Origin of the sequence: Streptomyces sp. NBC_01476 (assembly GCF_036227265.1) — a bacterium.
Lineage (GTDB): Bacteria > Actinomycetota > Actinomycetes > Streptomycetales > Streptomycetaceae > Actinacidiphila.
Window position 1 is genome coordinate 1,143,899 of the sequence record NZ_CP109446.1, and the last position, 26,585, is coordinate 1,170,483.

Here is a 26,585-nt window from a genome sequence, read left to right on the forward strand (position 1 = left end):
CGCGACCCGGATGGCCCAGGGCGCTCGCGGCGGTCCTTCTCACTGTTGAGCACGTAGAACCGTAACAATCGCGCCGGTCCTGACCGCGGCCGGGGGCGTACCCGGGACCGCCGGCGCACCCGGCCCGGCCTCCGGGTGCCGGCCAAAACGGCTGGTGGCGGGCGGCCGACCGGCATACGCTGTGCCCAACGAACTGGCTCCCGGGGTGGTACCGGGCCCCGGAGCCAGGCCCGGAACAGGTCGCCACCTCGGCCCGGTTCCGGCTCCAGTCGCCCCCGTGATCTGCGGCACGGGGGACCCTGGGCGCCACCGCGTCCGCAACGCCCGAAGAAGGATCCCCTGGCGCCGAGGCCCCGCCGCGGCCGGGTCAGGCGCTGTCGGCCACGCGACGTGAGGAGTGCGCTGTGTCACCTGATCAGCTCAAGTTCAAGGAGAAGGCCGCCGAGCGCGGCGACGGGATCGCCCTGCTCGACGTGGAGGCTCCACTGGACGCCTGGGCGCGGTGCGCGCCGATCCGGCTGGCCGGTTACGAGGACGATCCGTCCGAGACACACATCCTGCGCAGCATCGACTGAGCGGTCCCGCCCTCCCCCTGCGGCGGCCCCGGCGGGGCGTCACCGCGCGGGGCGGGCCGGATTTTTTTCCGGTGCAGCACGCATGCGTCCGCCGGCTCCGGGCAGACGCGCCTCGACTTCGCCGAACACCGAGGAGTACGACGATGCTGATGGCTCACCCGACCGTGCTGCGGACCCTGGTGGATCGCTATGAGACGCTCCACGCGCTCGCCGGCCGGTCCGGCGCCGGGGAGACCGGAGAAGCGCACGGCTGCGAGAGCGTCGACCCCCACATCCGGCAGCAGCTGCAGGACACCGTCTACACGCTGTGCGTGTCCACCGGGACGCGGGACGTGGCCGCGGCGCTCGCCGCCGCCCGCGAGCACATGGAGAGCTCGGTGTTCGCGGAGAGCTCCGTCCCGCAGAGCACCGTCCCGCAGAGCGCGGCGGCCTGACGGCGGATGCCCCGGCCCCGACACACCGGAATGGTCCACTCCGCGCACTGGTGGGAAATTCGTAGGAATACTCCGCACGGCCCGCTGAATTACTGAAAAAGCGCTGGTCGGAACGGATATCCGACGGACCGTGCGGCCAACGGCGCACCGTCACCCGTTGGGATGAATTAGCGGTTCGGCATGACCTGATTGGCTCCCCGGCGCGTTGTTCCCCTTGCGGACGTACGGTCCGTGCGGAAATTCCGGAAGGCAGGGAGCCTATGAACAGGGTCGCTCGAAAGGGACTCGTCACCGCGATGGTCGCCGGTGGCGTGCTGGCCTCGGCGGGGTACGCCCAGGCGGATTCGGCGGCTGACGGAGAAGCCGCAGGCTCGCCCGGAGTCCTGTCGGGCAATGCGGTCCAGGTACCGGTGGACATTCCGGTGAACGTATGTGGAAATACGATCAATGTCATCGGCCTGCTGAATCCCACGCTGGGCAACAGCTGCGCCAACACCTCGGTGACCACGGCGCCTTCGGTATCGCAGAGCACCAAGGCGTCCAGCTGGGCCCGGCACGCGGGCGCCCCGGCGGTGGAGTCCGGCGGTCCGGCCAGGGGGAATCGGGGACCGGGCGCGCACGCCAGGATCCCCGGTGCCCGCAGCGCCGGTGACGGCGCGCAGGCCGCCGGCCGCACCACCGGCTCGCCCGGTGTGATCTCCGGCAACAGCCTCCAGCTGCCCATCCACATCCCGGTCAACCTCTCCGGCAACTCGGTGAACGTGGTGGGCATCGGCAACCCCAGCATCGGCAACTCCTCGGTCAACGGCGACACTCCGGCCCCGCCGGCACCGGCCCCGCCGGTCGCGACGCCGCCCGCGCCGCCGAAGCACCTGCCGATCCCCGCGCCGCCGGGCAACGCGGTGGTGCCGGAGACCACCGGCCCCGTGCTGGCGCACACCGGCTCGGACGGCCTGGGCTGGACGGCGGCCGGCAGTGTCGGTCTGCTGCTCGGTGGCGCGGCCCTCTACCGCAGGTACCGCCCCGGCCGCGGCTGACCGGGGGGACTCCCGCAGGAGTCCGGGGGGTGCGAACGAACGGGCGCCAGGCGGCCGTTGAGCAGCCGCTGAGGCCGTTTCCAAAACGGTCAAGCCGTTATCCGTACCCCTCCTACCAGCGGGGACACCAACCGGGCCGGGCACCGCGGGGCGCCCGGCCTCTAGGGTGTATGCGTACACATGGACGCGTCGGCGCAAGGACGCGCGGACGCGCCTCCGTGTGGCCGGCGCGTACGTGTGCCGTCGCACCGCTCATACCCCACTTGTGTCGCGAAGACGTGATCCGAGGAGCCCCGCAATGGCGTTGCCGGAAGGCACGCTCAGCCACCGTTACCGTGGCGAGCACCCGGTCCGTACCCTCCGTTACCTCTTCCACCCCGATCGCGGCCGGGTCGCCCTGGCCGTGCTCGCGTTCTTCGGCAAGCACACTCCGGTCTGGCTGCTGCCGCTGATCACCGCCAACATCGTGGATGTCGTGGTCCAGCACCGCCCGATATCGGTGCTCTGGTGGAACTCAGCCGTCCTGCTGGTGATCCTGCTGCTCAACCTGCCGCTGCACCTGGCATACGTGCGCTGCATGCAGGGCTCGATCCGCCGTACTGGCACCCGGTTGCGCACCGCGCTCTGCCAGCGGATGCAGCAGCTCTCCATCGGCTACCACTCCCGGGTCAGCGCCGGGGTGCTGCAGGCCAAGGTGATCCGGGACGTGGAGAGCATCGAGACCGCCGCCCAGCAGACCGCCGACAACGGGCTGGCCGCGGTCGCCACCCTCTCCGGCGGGCTGGTGGTGATCGGCATCCAGGCCCCGGCCTTCCTGCCCGTCTTCCTGATCGTGGTGCCTGCCTCCGCCCTGCTGGTGGTGAAGCTGCGCAGCCGGCTGCGGGACAACAACGAGTCCTTCCGCCAGCAGGTGGAGCAACTCTCCTCCCGGGTCAGTGAGATGACGACGCTGATCCCGATCACCCGGGCGCACGGCCTGGAGAACACCGCGCTGCACCGGGTGGACCGCACCCTGGGCGAGGTGCTGCACGCCGGGCTGCGGCTGGACCGGCTCAACGGCTGGTTCGGCTCGATCGCCTGGATCCTGCTCAACGCCATCGGTGTCGCCTGCCTGTCCGGCTCTGCGCTGGTCGCGTACTACGGCTGGCTGAACGTCACCCCCGGCACCGTGGTGATGCTCAGCGCCTACTTCTCCAGCCTCACCGCGTCGGTGACCACCCTGCTGACCCTCACCCCGCAGATCGGCAAGGGACTGGAGTCGGTGCGCTCCATCGGCGAGGTGCTGCAGGCACCGGACCTGGAACAGAACGACGGCAAGGCCGAGGTCACCGGTGTGGTGGGCCACTTCGAGTTCCGTGGGACCGGCCACACCTACCCGGAGAGCGACCGCCCCTCGGTCGCCGGCTTCGACCTCGACGTCCGGCCCGGCGAGACGATCGCGCTGGTCGGCGGTTCGGGCGCCGGCAAGTCCACCGTGCTCAACCTGGTGATCGGCTTCCTGCGGCCCACCGAAGGCCGGATACTGCTCGACGGTGTCGACATGGAGACTCTGGACCTGCGCGACTACCGCAACTGGCTCTCGGTGGTGCCGCAGGAGTCGATCCTCTTCGAGGGCAGCATCCGGGAGAACGTCACCTACGGCATGACCGACGTGGCCGACGAGGCGGTGCGCGCGGCGCTGCGGGACGCCAACGCGCTGGAGTTCATCGACCGGCTGCCGCTCGGCCTCGACACGGTGGTGGGCGAGCGCGGGGCGCGGCTGTCCGGCGGCCAGAAGCAGCGTCTGGCCATCGCCCGGGCGCTGATCCGCGATCCGCGGGTGCTGGTCCTTGACGAGGCCACCTCGGCACTGGACTCCCGCTCGGAGGCGCTGGTCCAGCAGGCGCTCACCCGGCTGGTCCGCGGCCGTACGGTCTTCGTCGTCGCCCACCGGCTCTCCACGATCAGGAACGCGGACCGCATCGTGGTGCTGGACGACGGGCGGATCGTGGAGATCGGCTCGCACGCGGAGCTGCTGCGCAGCGGCGGCGCCTACGCGGGACTGCAGGCGGCGCAGCTGGCCTGAGTCCTGACGGTCCGCCGGGGGCCCGGCACGCGCCGGGACCCCCGGGGACGGGGTGGTCAGGGGGTCGGGGTGGTCAAGGGGTCAGGCGGCCGGGGTGGCCACAGCGGGCCCGGCGATCAGGCGGGCCGGGCGATCAGCCGCCCAGCGCCGCCGAGACGATCGCCTGCGCCTCCTGCTGCACCTTCCCCAGGTGCTCCTGGCCGAGGAAGGACTCGGCGTACACCTTGTAGACGTCCTCGGTCCCGGACGGCCGGGCGGCGAACCAGGCGTTCTCGGTGCAGACCTTGACACCGCCGAGGGCGGCGCCGTTGCCGGGCGCCTCGGTGAGCACCGCGGTGACCCGCTCCCCGGCCAGTTCCTCGGCCGGCACCTGCTCTGCCGAGAGCTTGGCCAGTACCGCCTTCTGCTCACGGGTGGCGGGCGCGTCGATCCGGGCGTAGGCAGGGGCGCCGAACTCGCCGGTCAGGCCGGCATAGTGCTCGGAGGGGGTGCGGCCGGTGACCGCGGTGATCTCGGCGGCCAGCAGCGCCAGCAGGATGCCGTCCTTGTCGGTGGTCCACACGCTGCCGTCGCGCCGCAGGAAGGACGCCCCCGCGGACTCCTCGCCGCCGAACGCGAGGGTGCCGCCGAGCAGTCCGTCCACGAACCACTTGAAGCCGACCGGGACCTCGGTGAGGGTACGGCCGAGCCCCGCCACCACCTTGTCGATCATCGAGGACGACACCAGGGTCTTGCCGACGGCCAGTTCGGGGCTCCACTGCTCGCGGTGCCCGATCAGGTACGAGATGGCGACCGCGAGGTAGTGGTTGGGGTTCATCAGGCCGCCGTCGGGGGTGACGATGCCGTGCCGGTCGGCGTCCGCGTCGTTTCCGGTGGCGATGCCGTACGCGTCCTTGCGGGCGATCAGCGACGCCATCGCGTACGGCGAGGAGCAGTCCATCCGGATCTTGCCGTCCCAGTCCAGCGTCATGAACCGCCAGGTGGGGTCGGCATACGGGTTGACCACCGTCAGGTCGAGCCGGTGCGTCTCGGCGATCCGCCCCCAGTAGTCCACCGAGGCGCCGCCGAGCGGGTCCGCGCCGATGGTGAGCCCACTGCCGCGGACCGCGTCCAGGTCCAGCACGGAGGGCAGGTCGTCCACATAGCGGCCCAGGAAGTCGTAGCGGCCGGTGGTGTCGGCGGCCAGCGCTCTCGCGTACGGCAGCCGGCGGACGTCCTTGAGGCCGTCGGCGATCAGCGCGTTGGCGCGGTCCTGGATCCAGCTGGTGGCGCCGGAGGCGGCCGGGCCACCGGTCGGCGGGTTGTACTTGAAGCCGCCGTCGGCGGGCGGGTTGTGCGACGGGGTGACCACCACACCGTCGGCGAACGCGTCGCCGCGCCCGCGGTTGTGGGTGAGGATCGCGTGCGACACCGCCGGGGTCGGGGTCCAGCCGTCGCCCTCGTCGATCAGCACGGTGACGTCGTTGGCGGCGAACACCTCCAGCGCGGTGACCCGGGCGGGCTCGGACAGGGCGTGCGTGTCGGCGCCGAGGAAGAGCGGACCGGTGGTGTTCTGCCCGGTCCGGTAGTCGCAGATCGCCTGACTGGTGGCGGCGATGTGGTCCTCGTTGAAGGCGGTGCTGAACGCCGAGCCCCGGTGGCCCGAGGTGCCGAAAGCCACCCGCTGGGCCGCCTCGCCGGGATCGGGGTGCAGAGCGTAATAGGCGGTGACCAGTCGGGCGACGTCCACCAGGTCCTCCGGCCGGGCCGGTGTTCCGGCACGCTCGTGCGGCATCCGCGTCTCCTTGTCTCGGCGTGACTTCGTCTTCAGCGTTCCCCGTCTTGCGCGTTCCCCATTGTCCCGCCCGCCACCGGTCCGCCGCACGGCACGCCCGCCGGGCGCGTCGCCCGCACCGCCGGGACCACCCGCGGCGGGCCCGGCGCTAGGGTGGGGGCGCCCCGGCGGCGTCGTAGGGAAGAGGCATACGCGATGAGCACGGTTGATCTGCCTGCCTCGCAAGGAGTGCGGCTCGCGTCGGCCAAGGGCCGGTGGGTGCTGGCGTGCTCGGTGCTCGGCTCCGGGATGGCGATGCTGGACGGCACGGTCGTCAACATCGCACTCCCCCGGATCGGCGAGGACCTCAACGCCCCGCTGTCGGACCTGCAGTGGACGGTGAACGGCTATCTGCTGACGCTGGCCGGGCTGATCCTGCTCGGCGGCGGCCTCGGTGACCGCTACGGGCGGCGCAAGGTCTTCGTCATCGGGGTGGTCTGGTTCGCGGTGGCCTCCGCGCTGTGCGGCATCGCCCAGGACAGCGCCATGCTGATCGCGGCGCGCGCCCTCCAGGGCGTGGGCGGGGCGCTGCTCACGCCCGGTTCGCTGGCGCTGGTGCAGTCGTCCTTCCGGCCCGAGGACCGCGCCAAGGCGGTCGGCGCGTGGTCGGGGCTCGGCGGGGTGGCGGGCGCGGTGGGGCCCTTCCTCGGCGGCTATCTGGTGGACGGCCCCGGCTGGCGGTGGATCTTCCTGATCAATGTGCCGATCGCCGCGGTGGTGGTGGCCATCGCCCTGCGGCACGTACCGGAGAGCCGGGACCGTACCGCGTCGGGCTCCTTCGACATGGGCGGCGCGGCGCTGGCCGCGCTCTGCCTGGCCGGGGTCACCTACGCGCTGATCGCCGCGTCCGGGCACCCCTCCCCCGTCAGGGTGATCGCGCCGGCCGTCGCCGGGCTGCTCTGCGGTGCGGCCTTCATCCGGGTCGAGCAGCGGCGCCGGCACCCGATGCTGCCGCTGTCCATCTTCTCCTCACGGCTGTTCACCTCGATGAACGTGGTGACGGTCTGTCTGTACGCGGCGATCGGCGGGGTCTTCTTCGTCCTGCCGGTGCAGCTGCAGATCGCGGCGGGGTACAGCGCGCTGCGGGCCGGCATCGCCACCTTGCCGGTGACGGTGCTGATGCTGCTGCTGTCGGCGCCGGCCGGCGCGCTGGCGCAGAGGATCGGCCCGCGGCCGCTGCTGACGGCCGGGCCGCTGGTGACCGGTGCCGGGCTGCTGCTCCTCACCCGGGTGTCGCCCGGCTCCTCGGCGTACTTCCCGGATGTGCTGCCCGCGGTGGTGGTGCAGGGGCTGGGGATGAGCATGTTCGTGGCGCCGCTGACCGCGACCGTGCTGGCCTCGGTGGAGGTGGACCACTCCGGGATCGCCAGCGGGGTCAACAACGCCGCCGCCCGGGTCGCCCAGCTGCTGGCGGTGGCCGCGCTGCCGCTGGCGATCGGGCTCTCGGACCGGGCGTACCGTTCGCCGGACGCCGTGAACTCCGCCTTCGGCAAGGCGATGTGGATCTGCGCCGGGCTCTGCGCCGTGGCCGCGGCGCTTGCGGCGCTGCTGGTGCCGTCCGGGGCGCTCAAGGAGGACGGGGAGCAGCAGGCGCAGCCGCAGTGCCGGACGAACTGCGGGTTCTCCTCACCGCCGCTGGAGCCGGGCGCCACCGCCGCCCGCAAGACGGCCTGACCCGCCCCCGCCTGAGGGCCTTCAGGAGGCGGGATCCTCCGGCTCGGTCAGCAGCAGCTCCAGTACCGGCAGGGCCGCCCGCAGGGTGTCGCTCTGCTCGGCGGTGAGCCGGGACATCCGGCGGGTCAGCAGCTCCGAGCGCTCCCGGCGGATCCGGGTGAGCAGTTCGTCGCCCGCGGGGGCCATGCTGACCAGCCAGGAGCGGCCGTCGGACGGGTCGGGTTCCTTGCGGATGAGCCCGGCGGCGGCCAGCGGGTGCACGGTACGGGTCAGCGAGGGGGCGGCGACCTGCTCGTACGCGGCGAGCTCGCCCAGCCGCAGCGGACCGTGCTCGCCGATCCTGGCGAGCGCGGACAGCTGCGCGTAGGTGAGGTTGAGGTCACCGCCGGACGCCTGCGCCATCTGCCGGTACAGCCGGGCGATGAGCAGCCGCAGCCGGGCCACCTCGGACGGGGAGGGCGCCCCCGGGCCGTCGGTTTCGGCGGTCATGGCGGGCGCCCTCCTCGGTGCCTTGCTGCGTGCGGTCTACTTCTCCGGGCCGGAGCCCGCGGGCGTCACGGCGGTCACGGTGGTGGCCGTGCCCGTCGCCGTACCCGAGCCGGCGGTGGTGCCCCGCTCGGGGCGGCTGCGGATCAGTGAGGCCGCCGCCGCGACCAAGGACATCACGATCGCCAGTCCGAAGACTATGACGAGGCCGTCGTGGAACGGACCGGAGATCAGGTGCGGGAAGAACTCACGGCCGGTGAGGGTGTGCGCGTTGACCGCCGGGAGCTTGCCGAGCAGGTCGGGACCGAGCAGCTGCTGGATCGGGTTGTAGCCGAGGAAGGCCGCGAACAGGGTGCCGACCGGTGGCAGGGTGGCCACCTGGTGGGCGCTGCCCGCCGGTACGCCCTGCGCGGTCAGGCCCGAGGACAGGGTGCTCGGCAGCGAGCGGGCCAGGCCGGCCACCATCAGCGAGAAGAAGACGCCGATGGAGAGCACCATGCCGGCGTTCTGGAAGGTGGCCCGCATGCCGGAGGCGGCGCCGCGGGCCTCGGCCGGCACGCTCGCCATGATGATCGAGGTGTTCGGCGCCGCGAACAGGCCGCCGCCCAGGCCGTTGAGGAAGATCACCAGGGCGAAGACCCAGTAGCTGAAGTCGGTCGGGAGCGCCAGCAGTCCGCCGAAGGAGGCGGCCATCACCACGAAGCCGGAGGCGGCGAAGAGCCGGGCGCCGTAGCGGTCGGAGAGGTAGCCGGCGATCGGTCCCGCGGCGAGGAAACCGACGGTCAGCGGCAGCAGGTAGATACCGGCCCACAGCGGGGTGTCGTCGTAGTTGTAGCCGTGCAGCGGCAGCCAGATGCCCTGCAGCCAGATGATCAGCATGAACTGCAGGCCGCCCCGGGCGATGGAGCCCAGCAAGGTGGCCGCGTTGCCGCCGGCGAAGGTCTTGCTGCGGAAGAGCCCCAGCGGGAACATCGGCTCGGCGACCCTGGACTCGATCACGCAGAAGCCCACCAGGATGGCGACGCCGCCGATCAGGCCGGCCAGCACCCACGGGTTGGTCCAGCCCATGGTGTGGCCGCCGTAGGGCTGGATGCCGTAGGTGATGCCGGCCAGCAGCGCGGTCAGGCCGACGGCGAAGCTGATGTTGCCCCACCAGTCCATCTTCGCCGGGCGGCGGATGCCGGTGTCGTGCAGCGAGCGGTAGGCCCAGACGGTGCCGATCAGGCCGATCGGCACATTGACCCAGAAGATGGAGCGCCAGTTCCACTCGGCGAGCAGTCCGCCGAGCACCAGTCCGATGAAGGAGCCGGCGATGCCGGCCACCATGTTGACGCCCAGTGCCATGCCGCGCTGGCGGGCCGGGAAGGCGTCGGTGATGATCGCCGCGGAGTTGGCCATCAGCATCGAGCCGCCGACCGCCTGGGCGACCCGCCAGCCGATCAGCCAGAGCGCTCCGCCGCCGCCGTGTATCGGGTCCACCGAGAGGATCACCGAGGTGACGGTGAAGATCAGGAAGCCCGCGTTGTAGATCTTCACCCGGCCGAGGATGTCGCCGAGCCGGCCGAGGGTCACCACCAGAACGGCGGTGATCAGCATGTACCCCATCAGCATCCACAGCAGGTAGCTGACGTTGCCGGGCTCCAGGGGGTCGAGCCGGATGCCGGTGAAGATCGCGGGCAGCGAGATGAGCACGATGGACGAGTTGATGGTGGCGATCAGCATGCCCAGTGTCGTATTGGACAGCGCCACCCACTTGTAGTGCGGATGGTCCGCGTCGATACGCGGTGTCCGCCGCCGTATTCGTGTCGCGTCTTCGTTCGCCATTGGACGGTTCACACCCCACCCGGATCAGTTACTTAACTTAGGTTAAGTAACTCTAGCATCGCGGGGTGGCCCCCGCAGGACGGGCACGGAGGCACGAAGGGCGCGCGGCCAGGGCCGCGCACCCCCGTTCTCCGCCGTCCGCCCGGCGGGCGGCGCCGCGTCAGCGCCGGCGCAGCAGCAGCCCGCGCAGATAGGCCGCCTGGCCGACGTGCTGGAGGTCGTCGCCGATCACGCTGACCAGCCGGACACCCAGGCTGACCGGCGGGTTCCAGCGCTTGTCGACGATCCGGTCCAGATCCGCGTCGCTCAGGTCCGCCACATAGGCGATGGTCCGCTCGTGCACCGCGTCGTAGTACCCGGTGAGCAGCGACGGGTCGGCGATCTCGACCGCGGCGACCTCGTCGGGGCCGAAGCCGTAGCCGATGGCCTCCGGCGGGAAGGGCAGGCCGAAGCGGTCGTACCAGCCCTGCGAGGTCCAGATCTGGTCGTCGCCGGCCGCGTCGGCGACATGGTCGTCCTGCACCCGGGTGAGGTGCCAGATCAGCCAGCCGACCGAGTTGGCGGCGGGGTCGGGACGTTCGGCGAGTTCGGCGGGTGTCAGTCCCCCGACGGCGTCGTGCACCTCTTCCTGGATCCGGCCGAAAGCGTCGGCGAGCAGGTCAGCGCTGTTCATGGGGCTCCTCTTCGCGGGTTCCGGGGCGGCCATCCGCATTCTCCCCACGACTGCCCGGCGGCGCCGTACGAAACCCGCCATCCGCCGACCGCCATCCGCCGACCGCCGCCTGTCCGCCCGGGCGGACACCCAGGACGGCCGGCCCGGACGGAGCGGCGCGGAAAGACGCCGGTCCCGGGCGGAGGCATCCCCCGCCCGGGACCGGCGTCATCGGTCATTCCTCACGTGCCGCTCGACACGGTGGTCAAGCAGGGTGATCAAGCAGGCAGCGTCCACTGCTGGTTGGTGGAGCCGGCGCAGGTCCAGATCTGCAGCCGGGTGCCGTTGGCCGAGCTGGGCCCGGTGGCGTCCAGGCACTTGCCGGACTGCGGGTTGACCAGCGTGCTGCCCGACTTCTGCCACACCTGGGAACCGGTGCCGTTGCAGTCGTAGAGGTCGACCTGCGTGCCGTTGGCGGTGCCCGCCGCGACGACGTCCATGCACTTGCCGAGCGACTTCAGCGTGCCGTCGCTGCCGACGGTCCAGCTCTGCGCGTTGGTGCCGTTGCAGTCGTAGAGCTGCACCGCCGTGCCGTTGGCGGTGGAGGCCGCGGCGACGTCGACGCACTTGCCGGCGTAACCCGACTGGATCGGCCCGGTGCCGCCACCGGTGGGCGGCGGGGTGGTGCCGCCGCCGGTGATGCCGTTGAAGATGCTGGAGAACTGGTACTGCGACTGCGAGGTGCCGCTGCACGAGTCCTGCGCCGAACCGCCGTTGGTGGCGCACGCCTTGTCGCGGCCGAGCGACCAGAAGGAGAGCTCCTGGATGCCGTTGGTCTTGGCGAAGTTCGCCAGATCCGTGGCGTCCGAGGTGGAGAAGACCTCACTGGAGGTGTCGTTCACGCCGATCATCGGCGTGTTGCCCTCCATCGACCAGAGCTGGGCCGAGGTCTTGGTGTTCCAGATCTGGCCGAGCTGGGTGTGCAGGGCGTTGGCGGCGCTGATGGCCGCGTTGCCCATGTCCATCGCGGACCCGTAGTCCATCGTCATGATGTTGACCAGGTTGACGTTCAGCCCGTGGCTCTTGGCGTTGTTCAGCAGGCTGAGCGAGTTGGACTCCAGGCCGGTCGGGTTGACCGGCAGGGTGTAGTCGATGTCGAGCTTCTTGCCGGCCGCGGCGTACTGCTGCTGCAGGTCGGCCAGCGCGGTGTTGCGCCGGTCGTTGGCCGCGGTGTTGTTGAGCGCGGAGCCCTCGATGTCGAAGTCGAGCCGCGTCAGGTTCAGACCGTCGATGACCCGCTTGTACTGGGTCTCCAGCGCCGACACCGAGGTACACGAGATGCCGATCTCCGTGCCGGACGCACCGCCGAAGGAGGCGATGACGTCGCCGCCGCCGGAGCGCAGGCTGTTGATGGCCGAGGTCCAACTGCCGTCGGTGATCGAGGTGTCACCGTTGAAGGTGGCGTTGCAGCCACCGCCGTCGATGACGAAGGCCAGCGTGAAGTACTTCAGCCCGGTGGCGTTCTTCACGGTGGCGAGCGCCGACGGGGAGTTCCACACCTCGGCGTAGGGGGCCGCGTAGTGGGCGGGGAAACCCGGGCCGGGGTTGGCGGCGGCGTGTGCCGTACCGCCGGTGGCCAGCAGAACGCCGGCGGCGAGCGTCGGGGTGGCGATGAGGGCGCCGAGCGCCTTGAGCCTAAGACGCGGTTTTCTCATGGGGGGAGGGGCCTTCCGGTAGCGGGCAGCCTGAGCCCGTTGCATTCAGCGGAATGAACGAGAGTCGCCGACGTGACTGTCGGCTTCCGAGGGTGACCGTAGGACTAGACCAATGCCGAGTCAATACCCTGAGTTCGGCAACTGAAGGCGCGCCGGGAGAAGTTCTCCGCTCTTCTCTGTTTCTGTAACAGAAAGGCGCGCCCGCGTTCGGGATACGAACGCGGGCGCGCCGGGTGCGGGCGGGTTGTCCGCTAGTTGTTGACGTTGATGGTGAAAGTGGACGTGGTGTTCTGGATGTCCACCGCGTTGTCGCTCAGATGCAGCCCGTTGAAGGTGACAGACCCGGAGGCCGGCCCCTGTCCCGGTTCTGGCTGCTCATTGGCCCACAGACCGAACCCGGACTTCGCGTCGAACGCGTCACCGCTCTTGTGCGCGCCGCTGATGCTGATGTTGGTGAAGACCGTGTCCGTGATGTTGTGCTGCGGGGTGCTGCCGTTCCACTTGGTCTGGAACATGATTCCGGAGTACGTCGGGTCTGTTATGTCGACGTTGCTGATCCGGATCCCCTGGAAGGTGAATTCCGCGGAGTAGATCCACAGCGCGGGGAACGACTGCTGGCCCCAGAAGTGGCCGCCGTCCCGTACCAGCGAGATGTTGTCGAAGGTGGTCTGCGGCGTGGCGTCGAAGCCCAGCGCCGGGATACCGCCGAAGGCCAGCGACCCGATGGTGATGCCGGGGTAGGTCAGGCTGTCGGCGATGTAGAGGTTGCTGAACGTGTTGCCGGCGCCGCCGTACACGGCCAGACCCGCCGCGCGCCAGACGGTCGAGACGGTGAGGTTCTGGAAGGTGTTGTTGGTCTCCTGTTCCGAGGAGTGGTCGGTGGCCGGGAAGAGCGCGAAGCTGTCGTCGCCGGTCGACCTGGCCTCGTTGTTGCTGACCAGGTTGCCGCTGCTGCCGTTGGTGAGGTTGACGCCGTCGGCGAAGGTGTCGCGGATGCGGAGGTTGGTGAACGTCGAGTTGTCGACGTTGGTGGCCCACACCCCGACGATGGTGTGCTCGAACCAGATGTTGTCGATGGTGATGTTCGAGACGCCGGTCAGGTCGAACGGCTTGCCCGGCCCGTCGATCCGGCTGGTGTAGTTGCCGTAGAAGGCGAACCCGCTGAACTTGGTGCCGCTCACCGAGGCCGCGAAGCCGGCGTCGGTGTTCTCCTGGCCCTGCGGCGTGGAGAACCGGGTGAACCAGGGACCGGCGCCGATCACGTTGATGGCACGGCCGTAGACGTTGAACTTGTTGGACGTGGAGTACTCACCCGCGGGCAGGTAGACGCCGAGCTTGGTGGTGTCCTGCCGGGCGGTGTCCAGCGCGTTCTGCACGTCCTGCTGGGTGAAGCCGGCCGGCACCACGTACTTCGTCGGGTCCGGGTTGGCGACCGCGGTCGCCTGCTCCAGGTTGATGAAGTCGATGTTGTAGTAGGCCGCGGTGTTGGCCGCGTCCTTCTCCAGCTTGATGGTGTGACCGGCCGGGACGGTGGTCCCGAGCAGCACATTTGCCTCGTCGTAGATGTGCCGGGGAGCACCGGAGCCCGGGGAGTTGTTCGGGCTGGTCTCGTCACCGTAGAGCCACTCGAACTTCGAGGTGAGGCTGATCGTCTTCAGCAGCGAGCCGTCGACGTATACGTTCAGCGTCGTCGAGTCGGTGCCGTCGGGGATGTTGAAGCGGGTCACCAGCGTGTTGGTGCTGGCGCGGGTGGTGAACGACACGGAGGCACCGTTGGCGGCCAGGTGCACGGCCTTCCGGCCGGACGCCTCACCCGCGGGGTCGCCGATGGTGCGGTTCGGCCCGAGGACCGTGGCACCGCCGCCGAGTACGCCGTCCTCGGCCTCGTAGGAGTCGTACGGCAGGTTGGCGCCGCGGCCCACGAAGAAGGACTGGTTGCTGGTGTTGTTCGCCTGCTTGGTCGAGACCTCGTTGCTGTCGACCGCGATCACCGTTCTGACGGTGTACTTGCCGTTCACCGCCGTCCAGCTGCCCAGGCTCACCGGGCTGCTGGTGGCCCCGGGCGCGAGCGAACCGCTGTACGAGCCGGTCAGCGTCTTGATGACGCTGCCCGAGGTGGCGTCCAGGATCGACAGCGTGATGCCGTGCGCGCCGCCCGCCGAGGCGACCGTGCCCTGGTTCTTGACCGCCACCGTGAAGGTGACGTTGTTGCCCGCCGACGGGTTGCCAGGCGACCAGGCCACGGGGGCCGCGATCAGGTCGGAGGTGTCGACCGGCTTGACCACCAGGCCCGAGGAGCTGGTGAAGGTGTTGTTGGTCTCGTTCTGCTCGACGACCGTGTTGGCTTCGTCCACCTTGGCGGACAGCTGGTAGGTCGCCGCGTCCTTCGCGCCGATGTTCACCGAGGCGGTCGCGGTCGCGCCGGCGGCCAGTGCCCCGACGTTGGCGGTGCCGACCTTGGTGGTGCCCAGGTAGAAGGTGACGTTGGTGGCCGCGGACGCGTTGGTGCCGATGTTCTTCACCGTCGCGTTGAGCGTGATCGGGTCGGTCTCCACCGGCGCCGCCGGGGACGCGGTGAGGCCGGTGACCGTCAGGTCGGGGTTCGGCCCGGGCACGCCGATGACCTGGACCTCGGCCGCCTGGCCGCCGCCCGCACCGGAGTTGTTGCTGAAGGTCAGCTGCACATCGGCGACCCGGCCGGTCACCGGGATGGTCACCGTGTTGCCGGTGGCCGGGTTGAAGCTGTACTGCGTGGCCGGCGAGAGCTGGGTGAAGCCGGTGGCGCTCTGCTCGCGTCCGGCGACCGCGATGGTCTGCGTCCGCGGGCCCCAGGCGGAGCTCGGGTTGAGCTTCACCACGACCGAGGAGGTGTCGACGTTGGCGCCGAGCTTGACCGTCAGCGTGCTGGTGCCGCTGCCCTCCCAGTACGTGGTCACGTCACCGTCGTTGGCGTTGGCGGCCACGAACTGCAGCACCGTGGAGGAGGCGCTGATCGGCTTGCCGAGCGCCTGGTCGGTGCCGCCGGTGGGCGGGGTGGTGCCGTTGCGGGTCACCGTGTTGCTGTTCGCCGACTCGTTGCCCGCCGCGTCCTTGGCCTTCACGGTGTAGCTGACCGTGGCGGTGTCCGGCTGGGTGTCGGTGTAGGTCAGCACGTTCGCCGCGGTGGTGGCGATCTGGCTGCCGTTGCGGAAGACCTCGTAGCCGGTGACCGCGGTGTTGTCGCTGGAGGCACTCCAGGTCAGCTTGATCTGGCCGCCGCCGGGCTGGGTGTAGGCGAGGTTGCCCGGTGCGGTCGGCGCCTGCGTGTCACCGGTGCTGCCGGTGCGGGTCACGCTGTTGCTGGCCGCCGACTGGTTGCCTGCCGCGTCCTTGGCCTTGACGGTGTAGGTGACCGTCGCGGTGTCCGGCTGGGTGTCGGTGTAGGTCAGCACATTGCCGGCCACCGAGGTGCGCAGCTGACCGTTGGCATAGATGTCGTAGCCGGTGACCCCGGTGTCGTCGGTGGCCGCGTTCCAGGTGAGCCTGATCTGGCCGGAGGCCGGCTGGGTGTAGGCCAGACCGGTCGGCGCGCTGGGCGCGGTGATGTCACCGGTGGCCGGCCCGTACACCTCGAACTCGCCGATCTGGCCGGCCGGCCAGCCGGTGTTCCCGGTGATGTTCAGCCGGACGTAGCGGGTGGTCACCGTGTTGAACGGAATGGTGACGGTGTTCGCCGACGACGGGTTGAAGACGTACCCGTTCGACGCGACGATGTCAGAGAAGGTGTTGCCGTCGGTGCTGCCCTGGACCGACAGCGTCTGGGTGCGGGTCGCCCACGCGGTGGCCGGCGGGAGCTTGAGCACCACCTGGTTGACCGGCACGGCGCTGCCGAGGTCCACCCGCAGCGTCTGCGGGAAGGCGTTGTTGGTGCTCTCCCAGTAGGTGTTGGCGTTGCCGTCGACCGCGTTGCCCGAGCCGTAGACGTCGGCGTGGCCGGATTCCGCGGTGGGACGGCCCTGGGCGAGGTTGCCCGTCTCGGCGGCGGCCGCCTGGACGGTCATCTCGGAGAGCTGCGCGCTGCCGCCGGCCGAGTTGCCGGTGACATCGGCCCGTACGTAACGGGCCAGGGTGGCAGGGAACTTGATGGTGACCGTGTTGTCCGCCGACGGCTTGAACGTGTACGCCGCCGAGGTGGTCAGCGTGTCGAACAAGGTGCCGTCGGTGCTCGACTGGAGCGAGAGGGTCTCGGTACGGGCACTCCACGCGGCCGGCACCTTCAGCTGGACCTGGCCGACCCTGGTGGTCCTGCCCAGGTCCACCTGCGCCCACTGCGGAGCGCTGCCGCTCTTGCTCTGCCAGTAGGTGCTCTGGTCGCCGTCGTTGAGGTTGGCGGCGGTCCTGCCGCCGTCCGTGCTACTGGCCGAGACCGCCTTGTCGGTCGCCAGATTCGGTCCCCCCGCGGCTATCGCGGGGACGGCCTGGACGCCGAGGAACAGCAGACTGGCCGAGATCACCCCCGCCGTCAGCCGAGGTACGGAGCGCTTCAATCTCATAGCGTCCCTCTATGTCGTTGTCCGGAGGATCAGGAGACGAACTACTCGACAATCTGGAACGTGCGGGTTGAGCCGATGAAGTTGCGCTCTTCCCATACGGATCCATCGCTGTTCTGCTCATAATTTGCGCGCGTGTTGGCGCAGTGTTACAGACGCGCTACGGCGGCGTCTACGCCTCGGAAGGCAACGATTCGTGTCCCGGCACCGGAAACCGGCCGACCCCGCGGGCCGGCCGGCGCGATCCGGTCGTGGCGGCGGAAAACGTTCGGCGGCGGGGGCGCCGGGTCGGCCGGCCGCGGCGGCGGGGCAGGTCCGAAGGCCGCCGCGGCGGGCGTTCGGCGGGCGCGGACGGAGGCCCGCGGCGGGCGCCGGGCGGGCGTTATCTGAAGGCGTCCCGGGCCGACGACGAGCGGCGGTAGAAGACCCGGCTGCCGGTCAGCCGGCGCCTGATCAGCGCCAGCCGCGGGTGACGGTTGCTCAGCTCGCGGGAGTTGCGGTCCAGCTCCTCCACCAGCCGCTCGGACCGCTTCTCCACCGCCAGCTCGTCCAGGATGCGGTCCACCTCGGCGAGCAGCGCGCCGTGCAGCTGCCACTGCCGGGGGTGCCGCTGGACCCCGGCCAGCAGCAGGTCGGCGACCCGGTCCCGGCTGACGGCGGCGCCGGCGAGCGCCTGCGCCAGCCGCTCCTCCGCGTCCTCGGCGTTGGCGGCCACCTGAGTGGTGATCAGCTCGGCGAAGCTCTCGACCGCCTTGGCCACGTGGTCGAAGAGGATCTCCAGCTCGTGGGCCACCTCTTCGGGGAAGAGCGGCTCGTCGGTACGGTGTTTGGCCAGGTCGGTGAGGCTGCGGGAGAGCACCCGCATCACCACCGCGCAGATTTCCAGCGTGTCAAGGCCGGTACGCAGCACGATCCGGGAGAGCAGCCCCTCCCGCACCCGGGGGTTCCAGCGCAGGCTGTCCTCGGCCTGGCGGAGCGAGGCGTCGACCTCGGTGATGGCGTGGTCCACCCGGCGCGCCTCGTGCAGCCGCGCCGCGGCCCGCTCGACCGACAGCTGGCCGGCCACCTCGCCGCCCATGTCCCGGATGAGCGCGGCCATCCGGCGGGCGAGGGAGTCGATGGAACTCCCCGCCGACTGCACCCACACCGGTGGTGCGAAGAGCAGGTTGAAGAGCAGTCCGACCGCGGCGCCGATCAGCGTCTCAAGGACCCGGTCCCACGCGGTGTCGGCCACCCGGGCGACCCCGAGCACCAGCATCGCGCTGATCGCCACCTCGACGACGAACTCACCGACCCGCACCACCCGGCCGATCAGCAGCGCGGTGAAGATGGTCAGCCCCAGGCTCCACCAGCTCAGCCCCACCAGTGCGCTGAAGGTGATCGCGATCACCACCCCCACCACCACCGAGTTCACCCGGCGGATGCCGGTGGTGAGAGTGGAGTAGAGGGTCACCTGGACCACCAGCAGGGCGGTCAGCGGCGCGGTGAGCGGGGCGGGTTGGGGGGTCAGCCAGACGGCGACCTGGTAGGCGATGACGGCGGCGGCGGTGGACCTGGCGATCTGGGCGCCGGCCGGCTCGGTGGTCCACCGGACCAGCTTGACCACGGGCTCTGGTACGTCGGGCATCTCCTGCCCTTTCCCGCTCTCGGCGATCCGACTGCTCCGGCACACCGTGGCCTGCGGCACACCGCCGGGCCGCGGCGCACCCCGCTGACGCACGCCTGGGCTGCTCCCGCGCCGCGCTGGGCACAGCCTAAAGTCGATCGGCGCCGGAACCGCCGCTGGCACGGCGCGGCGCCGCCCGTTCACCCGCGCGCCCGCCGGGCGGCGCCTTTTCCTGCGCGCGGGTCGTTGACATGTCCGCCCGGCGACGCTGTGATGTGGTTGCTTTCGTTCGACCCCGTTGGATTGTGCGCTACTGACCCCCCACCCGGAGCCGCACATGCCGCACCGAACGTACGATCGCCATGCCCCCGCCCCGGCCGGCGGACCCGCTCTCCGGCGCACGGCGCTGACCGCTCTCCGCCGCCGGCTGACCGCCTCGGTCGTCTCCGCGGCGCTGGCCGCGGGCGGCCTGACCGGGGTCGCCGCGCTCACCGCGGGGGCCGCCGTCACCGCCCAGATCGCCACCGCCGGGCCCGCCGCGGCGGTGGACAACGGCCTGGCGAGGACCCCGCAGATGGGCTTCAACAACTGGAACTCCACGCACTGCCGGGCCGAGTTCAACGAGTCGATGGTCGAGGGCATCGCCGACATCTTCGTCTCGCAGGGCCTCAAGGCCGCCGGATACACCTATGTGAACATCGACGACTGCTGGGCGCTGCCCGACCGGAACGCCCAGGGCAACCTGGTCCCGGACCCCGTCCGCTTCCCGCACGGCATCAAGGCCGTCGCCGACTATGTGCACTCCAAGGGCCTGAAGTTCGGCCTGTACTCCAGCGCCGGCACCAAGACCTGTGACAGCGACGGCTTCCCCGGCGGCCTCGGCCACGAGCAGCAGGACGCGAACCTCTGGGCGTCCTGGGGCGTCGACTACCTGAAGTACGACAACTGCAACAACACCGGCGCCGACGCGCAGGCCCGCTACAAGGCGATGGGTGACGCGCTGAAGGCCACCGGCCGGCCGATCCTCTACAGCATCTGCGAGTGGGGCTCGAACCAGCCCTGGAACTGGGCCCCCGGGCTCGGAAACTCCTGGCGCACCACCGGCGACATCGCCGACTCCTGGTCGAGCATGATCGGTATCGCACACCAGAACCAGCCGCTGGCACGGTATGCCGGACCCGGCGCCTGGAACGACCCGGACATGCTGGAGGTCGGCAACGGCGGCATGACCGACACCGAGTACCGCACCCACTTCAGCCTCTGGTCGCAGATGGCCGCGCCGCTGCTGATCGGCAGCGATCTGCGCAGCGCGAGCGCCGCGACCCTGGCGATCCTGAAGAACACCGATGTGATCGCGGTGGACCAGGACCCGCTGGGCCGGCAGGGCACCGTGGTGTCGTCGTCCGGCGGGCTGGTGGTGATGTCCAAGCCGCTGGCCGACGGCGCCCGCGCGGTGACGCTCACCAACGAGAACGGCTCGGCGCAGACGGTGGGCACCACCGTGCAGGCCATCGGGCTCGGCGGCGCGTCCTCCTACGCGGTCAAGGATTTGTGGTCCAAGGCCGCCTCCTCGACCAGCGGCACGATCAGCGCGTCGGTGCCGGCGCACGGCACGGTGATGTACCGGGTGACGCCGGGCTCGCCGGTGCCGCCGCCGGCCGGGGCGAACGAACTCAGCGCCCTGCCGTGGACCTCGGCGGTCAGCGGCTGGGGGCCGGTGGAGCGCGACCGCAGCAACGGCGAACAGGCCGCGGGCGACGGCCGGACCCTCACCATCGGCGGCACCGCCTACCCCAAGGGCCTCGGCGTCCACGCCGCCGCCGACATCACCTACTACCTGGGCGGAAACTGCTCGTCGCTCCGTACGTACGCCGGTGTGGACGACGAGTCGACCGCCGGCGGATCGGTGGACTTCCAGATCTTCCGGGACGGCACGAAGGTCGCCGACAGCGGAGTGGTCACCCAGAACGATCCGCCCCGGCAGCTGACCGCGGACCTGCGCGGCGGGAGCACGCTCCGCCTGGTGGTCACCGACGGCGGCGACGGCATCGACTACGACCACGCCGACTGGGCCGGGCCGGTGCTGAGCTGCGGCTGAGCTGGGGCCGGCCTGCGGCCGACCGGGTGCCGAGCGGGCAGCGAGCCGGTGCTGAGCCCTGATGAACCAACGGTGGCGGCGGAGAGCGATCTCCGCCGCCACCGGCGTCTTCGGGGCCGATCGCCCGCGTCAAGCTCTTGCACACAGCCACAACCGGCATAACTCCCTTAACCGGACGAGAAGTTCACCTCGGCTTCGGGTGTCGACAACGAGCTTGCGAAGCCGTGAATCAGTGGGACGAATCCTGTTCACTTTCTTGACGTGTCAGCAACAGCGCCGTAATCATCGCAGCATCCAGAGAGCGCTCTCTCACCCTCAGCGACACCCCCAGGAGACGCCGTGACTGGCTCCCCCCCACGTCTGTCCCGTACCAACCCCCGACCGCTGATCTTCGTCTGCGTCGCGGCGCTGATCGCGACCTTCGCACTGGTGATCCTCCAGACCCCGGCCAGGGCCGCGGGCACCCTGCTCTCCCAGGGCAAGCCGGTGACCGCCTCCTCCACCGAGAACGCCGGCACCCCCGCCTCCGCGGCCGTCGACGGCAACGCCGGCACCCGCTGGTCGTCGGCCGCCGCCGACCCGCAGTGGCTCCAGGTCGACCTCGGCGCCACCTCCACCGTCTCCCAGGTGACCCTCAACTGGGAGACGGCGTACGCGAAGGCGTACCAGCTCCAGACCTCCGCCGACGGCACCAACTGGACGAGCGTCTACTCCACCACGACGGCGACCGGTGGCACGCAGACGCTTTCCGTAAACGGTTCCGGGCGCTATGTCCGCATCTACACGACCCAGCGCGCCACCCAATACGGCGTCTCCCTCTGGGAGTTCCAGGTCTACGGCTCGACGCAGACCGGCAACGCGGCCTGCTCGACCACCAACGCCGCGCTGAACAAGCCCGCCACCGCGTCCTCCACCGAGAACGCCGGCACCCCCGCCTCGGCGGCCGTCGACGGCAACACCGGCACCCGCTGGTCGTCGGCCGCCGCAGACCCGCAGTGGCTCCAGGTCGACCTCGGCTCGTCGCAGAACATCTGCGGAGCGCAGCTGAGCTGGGAGGCCGCGTACGCGAAGGCCTACCAGCTCCAGGTCTCGGCGGACGGCACCAACTGGACCAGCGCCTACTCCACGACCACCGGCCCCGGCGCCACCGAGCTGATCGACCTCACCGCCACCGGCCGGTACATCCGGGTGTACGGCACGCAGCGCGCCACTCAGTACGGCTACTCGCTGTGGGAGTTCCAGGTCTTCACCGGCGGCTCCGGCGGCAACGGCGGCTCCACCGGCGGCGGTACGGGCGGCACCACTCCCCCGCCGTCCGACGGCGCCACCCTGCTGTCGTACAACAAGCCCGCCACCGCCTCGACCTACCAGAACGCCAACAGCTGCGTCGGCTGCACCCCGGCCAAGGCGTTCGACGAGGACCCCGCGACCCGCTGGGCCACCAGTGACTCCAACGGCTGGGTCGACCCCGGCTGGATCGCGGTCGACCTCGGCGCCACCGCGCACATCACCAAGGTCGTCCTGCAGTGGGACCCGGCCTACGCGGTCGCCTACCAGATCCAGACCTCGGCGGACGGCACCAACTGGACCAGCATCTACTCCACCACCACCGGCAAGGGCTTCAAGGAGACCCTGAACGTCGACGGCAACGGCCGTTATGTGCGGATGTACGGCACCGCCCGCAGCAACGGCTACGGCTACTCCCTGTGGACCTTCGACGTGTACGGCACTGGCGGCAACCCCACCGCCCCGCCCGCCCTGCCGCCGAACCCGGGCAACCCCGAACACCTCGTGTGGAGCGACGAGTTCAACGGAGCCGCGGGCACCAAGCCGGACACCGGCAAGTGGAGCCAGGACCCCGGCAACGGCCAGAACGGCGAGCTGGAGACCTACACCAACGGTGACAACACCACCATGGACGGCAACGGCAACCTCGTCATCGAGGCCCGCAAGGAGGCCAACGGGCAGTACACCTCGGGCCGGATCAACACCTCCGACCACTTCAACTTCACCTACGGCCATGTCGAGGCCCGGATCAAGGTCTCCGGTACGCAGGGTCTGTGGCCCGCGTTCTGGATGCTGGGCTCGAACTTCAAGACCGGCACGCCGTGGCCCAACTCCGGTGAGATCGACATCATGGAGCACGTCGGCAAGGTCGCGGACTCGGTGTACTCGACGCTGCACGCCCCGGCGTACAACGGCGGCAACGGCTACGGCTCGCCGTACACCGTGGCCGGCAGCGACTTCGCGAACGACTTCCACACCTATGCGGTCGACTGGGACTCCAGCCACATGACCTTCTCGGTGGACGGCCACGCCTTCTTCACCGCCGACAAGGCGACGGTCGAGTCGACCCGCGGCCCGTGGGTGTACGACCACCCGTTCTACATCATCCTCAACAACGCGGTGGGCGGTGACTGGCCCGGCAACCCGGACGCCACCACCGTCCTCCCGCAGCGGATGCTCATCGACTACGTGCGCGTCTCGCAGTAGCCGGTGCCCACCGGCCGCCCCGGGCCCGCAACTGGGCCCGGGGCGGCCGGTCTTCCCCCCCACCCCACCTCTTCCGGCCCCCACGGCCGCACCCGAGAGGCGAATCGATGCAGCTCGCTTGGCACTCCCCGTTCAGCCCACCCCCACGGCCGCCGGGCCGGGCCCGGCGGCGGGCCGCGACCCGCCGCTCGCGGATCGCCGCCCTGATCGGCTTCGCCCTCGTCGCGGCCCTCGCGCTGGTCGCGACCCCGCACCTGGCCGGCGCCGCCGACCCGGTGCTGCTCTCGCAGGGCAGGCCGGCCACCGCCTCCTCCACCGAGAACGCCGGCACCCCGGCCTCCGCGGCCGTGGACGGCGACGCCGGCACCCGCTGGTCCAGCGGCTTCAGCGACCCGCAGTGGCTGCAGGTGGACCTCGGGTCCAGCCAGCCGATATCCAAGGTCGTGCTGAACTGGGAGGCGGCGTACGCCACGTCCTTCCAGATCCAGACCTCGACGGACGCGCAGAACTGGACCAGCGTCTACTCGACCACCACCGGCACCGGCGGCACCCAGACCCTCAACGTGACCGGCACCGGCCGCTATGTGCGGATCAACGGCACCGCCAGGGCGACCGCGTACGGCTACTCCCTGTGGGAGTTCCAGGTGTACGGCGGCTCCGGCGGCACCACCCCGACCGTCTGCGCCACGACCACCGCGGCCGTCGGCAAGCCCGCCACCGCCTCCTCCACCGAGAACGCCGGCACCCCGGCCTCGGCGGCCTTCGACGGCGACCCCGGCACCCGCTGGTCCAGCGCCGCCGCCGACCCGCAGTGGGTCCAGGTGGACCTCGGCAGCTCGCAGCCGCTGTGCGGGGTGACCCTCACCTGGGAGACGGCGTACGGCAAGGCGTTCCAGATCCAGACCTCCGACAACGGGTCGGCCTGGAACACCGTCTACTCCACCACCACCGGAGCGGGCGGCACCGAGACGCACAACTTCACCGCCACCGGCCGCTATGTGCGGATGTACGGCACCGTCCGGGCCACCCAGTACGGCTACTCCCTGTGGGAGTTCACCGTCCTGACCCCGGGCGGCACCACCACTCCCCCGCCGGGCGGCGGCAACGGCGACTGCCCATGGGTCAATTCGACCGCGCCGGTGGCCACCCGCGTCTCACAGCTGCTGGCGCAGATGACGCAGGCGCAGAAGATCCAGATGCTGCACGGCAACGGCGCCACCCAGCCGTACATCGGCGACATGTCGGCCATCCCGTCGCTCTGCATCCCCGCGATGGGCTTCCAGGACGGCCCGAGCGGGGTCGGTGACGGCCTCGGCGGGGTGACCCAGCTGCCGGCCGCGGTCTCCTCCGCGGCGACCTGGGACACCGGTCTGCAGAAGAGCTACGGCACGGTGGCCGGCGCCGAGTTCAAGGGGAAGGGCGCCGATGTGGCGCTCGGCCCGACGATGAACATCGTCCGCGACCCGCGCTGGGGCCGGGCCTTCGAGACGTACAGCGAAGACCCGTACCTGAGCGCCCAGATGGCGACCGCGAGCATCCAGGGCATCCAGAGCCAGGGCGTGATGGCGCAGGCCAAGCACGTGGCGGTCTACAACCAGGAGACCAACCGCAACGGGCCGGCGGACAACGCGATCGTGGACAACCGCACCTTGCAGGAGATCTATCTGCCGGCCTTCCAGGCGGCGGTCAGCAAGGGCGCGTCGGCGTCGGTGATGTGCGCCTACAGCACGGTCAACGGCGTGTACGCCTGCCAGAACGCCTACCTGCTCAACAACGCGCTCTACCAACAGGCCGGTTTCGGCGGCTTCGTCACCAGTGACTGGGGCGGCGCGCACTCCACGGTGGACTCGGCGAACAACGGCATGACGATCGAGATGCCGAACGGCTACTTCTACGCCGACTTCCTCAACCAGGCACTGGCCAACGGGCAGGTGAGCCAGACGACGCTCAACACCATGGTCAGCCGGGTGCTCACCCAGATGTTCGCCTTCGGTCTCTTCGACCACGCCAAGACCGGCGACCGCAACGCGGTGGTGACCTCGCCCGCCCACCAGGCGACAGCGCGTCAGGTCGCCGAGCAGGGCTCGGTGCTGCTGAAGAACAGCGGTGTCCTGCCGCTCTCCACCGCCACTACGAAGTCCATCGCCCTGCTGGGCCCGGACGGCGGCGCCGGTGTCCGCAGTGTCGGCGGCGGCAGCGCCACCGCGACGAGTTCGGGTACGGTCTCGCCGCTGACCGCGCTGCAGAACCGGCTCGGCACGGCCGGCACCGTCACGTACAACGACGGCACCGACATCAACGCCGCCGTCAACGCGGCCCGTACCACGAGCGTGGCGATCGTCTGCGTCGGTTACGGCGAGAACGAGGGCACCGACCTGAGCACCATCGATCTGCCGGGCAACCAGAACCAGTTGATCCAGCAGGTCGCGGCCGTCAACCCCAACACGATCGTGGTGCTCAACACCGGCTCCGCGGTCACCATGCCCTGGCTCGGCCAGGTCAAGGGCGTGCTGGAGGAGTGGTACGCGGGCCAGGAGGTCGGCAACTCCCTTGCCGCGCTGCTCTTCGGCGACGTGAACCCGTCCGGCAAGCTGCCGGTCACCTTCCCCGGCTCGCTGAACGACGTGCCCGCGCACACCCCCGCCCAGTGGCCGGGCGACAGCACGGGCGTGCAGTACAGCGAGGGCCTGAAGGTCGGCTACCGCTGGTACGACGCGCAGAACATCGCGCCGCTCTTCCCGTTCGGGTTCGGCCTGTCGTACACCTCGTTCTCCTTCTCCGGGCTGCAGGTCGGTGCGCTGGACGGGAGCGGCAACGCCACGGTGAGCGCGACCGTCACCAACACCGGCACCCGGGCAGGCGCCGAGATCGCCCAGCTGTACGTGGGTGACCCGGCCTCGACCGGGGAACCCGCCAAGCAGCTCAAGGGCTTCCAGCGGGTCGACCTCCAGCCGGGGGCGAGCGCGAGGGTCACCTTCCCGGTGACCGCGCACGACCTGGCCTACTGGAACACCAGCGGCAGCAACTGGACCACCGCCGCGGGCAATTACCAGATCATGGTCGGCGACTCGTCACGGAATCTGCCGCTCACCGGAACGCTCAACGTGGCCACCGCGATGAGCGCGAAGACGGTGGACGCGGCGGCGACCGCGACCGCGTCGGTGACGGTGGACAACCCGCACGGTATGAGCAGCCCGGCGGGCAGGGCGGTCCGGCTGCCGGTCACCGCCAAGGCGTCGGTCGCGGGTCAGCAGCTGGCCTTCACCGCCACCGGCCTGCCGGCGGGGCTGTCCATCAGCCCGGCCGGGGTGATCTCCGGCACCGCGACGAAGGCCGGGACCAGCACCGTGAGCGTGACCGCCTCCAACGGTCATGGCGCCGCGGACACGGCGACCTTCGTGTGGACGGTCGGCTGAGCCGAGGAGTGACCGTGTGCGGGCCGGCTCCGGCCGGCCCGCACACCAGCCGGAGGTCAGCCGGCCGGTGGAAATCCGGTGTTGTCAGGGGCGCGTCAGGATCGTACAGTGACGCGCGTAGCTCCCGGCACTTCCGCACCGTCCGGCACCTCCCTCACCCCTGGACGT

At 70.5% G+C, this 26,585-nt stretch carries 15 protein-coding genes; 8 read left to right on the forward strand and 7 right to left on the reverse strand.

The annotated features are described in order from the left end of the window. The first annotated feature begins 404 nt into the window (after nucleotides 1–404). From OG552_RS05060 to OG552_RS05075, 4 genes are all read left to right on the forward strand, one after another. The gene (locus OG552_RS05060; RefSeq protein ID WP_329129961.1) at nucleotides 405–575 is read left to right on the forward strand and encodes a hypothetical protein; all 171 of its coding nucleotides are present in this window, start codon (nucleotides 405–407) and stop codon (nucleotides 573–575) included. Nucleotides 576–718: 143 nt separating this feature from the next. Further along, on the forward strand, nucleotides 719–1,009 hold the full coding sequence (locus tag OG552_RS05065; protein WP_329129962.1) for a DUF5133 domain-containing protein: 291 nt from the start codon (nucleotides 719–721) through the stop codon (nucleotides 1,007–1,009). 260 nt (nucleotides 1,010–1,269) lie between these two features. Further along, complete coding sequence (locus OG552_RS05070) at nucleotides 1,270–2,046, forward strand: chaplin (protein ID WP_329129964.1); 777 nt, start codon at nucleotides 1,270–1,272, stop codon at nucleotides 2,044–2,046. A gap of 298 nt (nucleotides 2,047–2,344) precedes the next feature. Further along, complete coding sequence (locus OG552_RS05075; protein ID WP_329129965.1) at nucleotides 2,345–4,111, forward strand: ABC transporter ATP-binding protein; 1,767 nt, start codon at nucleotides 2,345–2,347, stop codon at nucleotides 4,109–4,111. Nucleotides 4,112–4,244: 133 nt separating this feature from the next. On the opposite strand, the gene pgm is transcribed toward OG552_RS05075, so the two are convergent. After that, nucleotides 4,245–5,885, reverse strand: a complete 1,641-nt coding sequence (gene pgm / locus OG552_RS05080; RefSeq protein WP_329129966.1) for a phosphoglucomutase (alpha-D-glucose-1,6-bisphosphate-dependent) — start codon at nucleotides 5,883–5,885, stop codon at nucleotides 4,245–4,247. 195 nt (nucleotides 5,886–6,080) lie between these two features. Here pgm and OG552_RS05085 point away from each other — a divergent pair, with 195 nt between their 5' ends. Next, complete coding sequence (locus tag OG552_RS05085) at nucleotides 6,081–7,598, forward strand: MFS transporter (protein WP_329129968.1); 1,518 nt, start codon at nucleotides 6,081–6,083, stop codon at nucleotides 7,596–7,598. 21 nt (nucleotides 7,599–7,619) lie between these two features. Here the strand turns inward: OG552_RS05085 and OG552_RS05090 are convergent, their stop codons facing one another. The 6 genes from OG552_RS05090 to OG552_RS05115 form a co-directional block, all read right to left on the reverse strand. After that, a complete protein-coding gene (locus OG552_RS05090) occupies nucleotides 7,620–8,087 on the reverse strand; it encodes a MarR family winged helix-turn-helix transcriptional regulator (RefSeq protein ID WP_329129969.1) in 468 nt (155 codons plus the stop codon). A 36-nt stretch (nucleotides 8,088–8,123) separates the two neighbouring features. Next, a complete protein-coding gene (locus OG552_RS05095; protein ID WP_443070869.1) occupies nucleotides 8,124–9,908 on the reverse strand; it encodes an MFS transporter in 1,785 nt (594 codons plus the stop codon). Between the two features lie 160 nt (nucleotides 9,909–10,068). Beyond that, nucleotides 10,069–10,581, reverse strand: a complete 513-nt coding sequence (locus tag OG552_RS05100) for a mycothiol transferase (protein ID WP_329129970.1) — start codon at nucleotides 10,579–10,581, stop codon at nucleotides 10,069–10,071. A 257-nt stretch (nucleotides 10,582–10,838) separates the two neighbouring features. Continuing rightward, nucleotides 10,839–12,275, reverse strand: a complete 1,437-nt coding sequence (locus OG552_RS05105; RefSeq protein WP_329129972.1) for a ricin-type beta-trefoil lectin domain protein — start codon at nucleotides 12,273–12,275, stop codon at nucleotides 10,839–10,841. A gap of 251 nt (nucleotides 12,276–12,526) precedes the next feature. After that, on the reverse strand, nucleotides 12,527–16,807 hold the full coding sequence (locus tag OG552_RS05110; RefSeq protein WP_329129974.1) for a discoidin domain-containing protein: 4,281 nt from the start codon (nucleotides 16,805–16,807) through the stop codon (nucleotides 12,527–12,529). 379 nt (nucleotides 16,808–17,186) lie between these two features. Further along, nucleotides 17,187–18,431, reverse strand: a complete 1,245-nt coding sequence (locus OG552_RS05115; RefSeq protein WP_329129975.1) for an FUSC family protein — start codon at nucleotides 18,429–18,431, stop codon at nucleotides 17,187–17,189. Nucleotides 18,432–18,747: 316 nt separating this feature from the next. On the opposite strand from OG552_RS05115, the gene OG552_RS05120 reads away from it, so the two are divergent. The 3 genes from OG552_RS05120 to OG552_RS05130 all read left to right on the forward strand — a co-directional run bounded on the left by OG552_RS05120 (nucleotide 18,748) and on the right by OG552_RS05130 (nucleotide 26,417). Next, complete coding sequence (locus tag OG552_RS05120) at nucleotides 18,748–20,508, forward strand: NPCBM/NEW2 domain-containing protein (RefSeq protein WP_443070870.1); 1,761 nt, start codon at nucleotides 18,748–18,750, stop codon at nucleotides 20,506–20,508. A 339-nt stretch (nucleotides 20,509–20,847) separates the two neighbouring features. Next, nucleotides 20,848–23,001, forward strand: coding sequence for a discoidin domain-containing protein (locus OG552_RS05125; RefSeq protein WP_443070871.1), 2,154 nt, complete (start codon nucleotides 20,848–20,850; stop codon nucleotides 22,999–23,001). Nucleotides 23,002–23,108: 107 nt separating this feature from the next. Then, on the forward strand, nucleotides 23,109–26,417 hold the full coding sequence (locus tag OG552_RS05130; protein WP_329129976.1) for a discoidin domain-containing protein: 3,309 nt from the start codon (nucleotides 23,109–23,111) through the stop codon (nucleotides 26,415–26,417). Nucleotides 26,418–26,585: the final 168 nt, after the last annotated feature.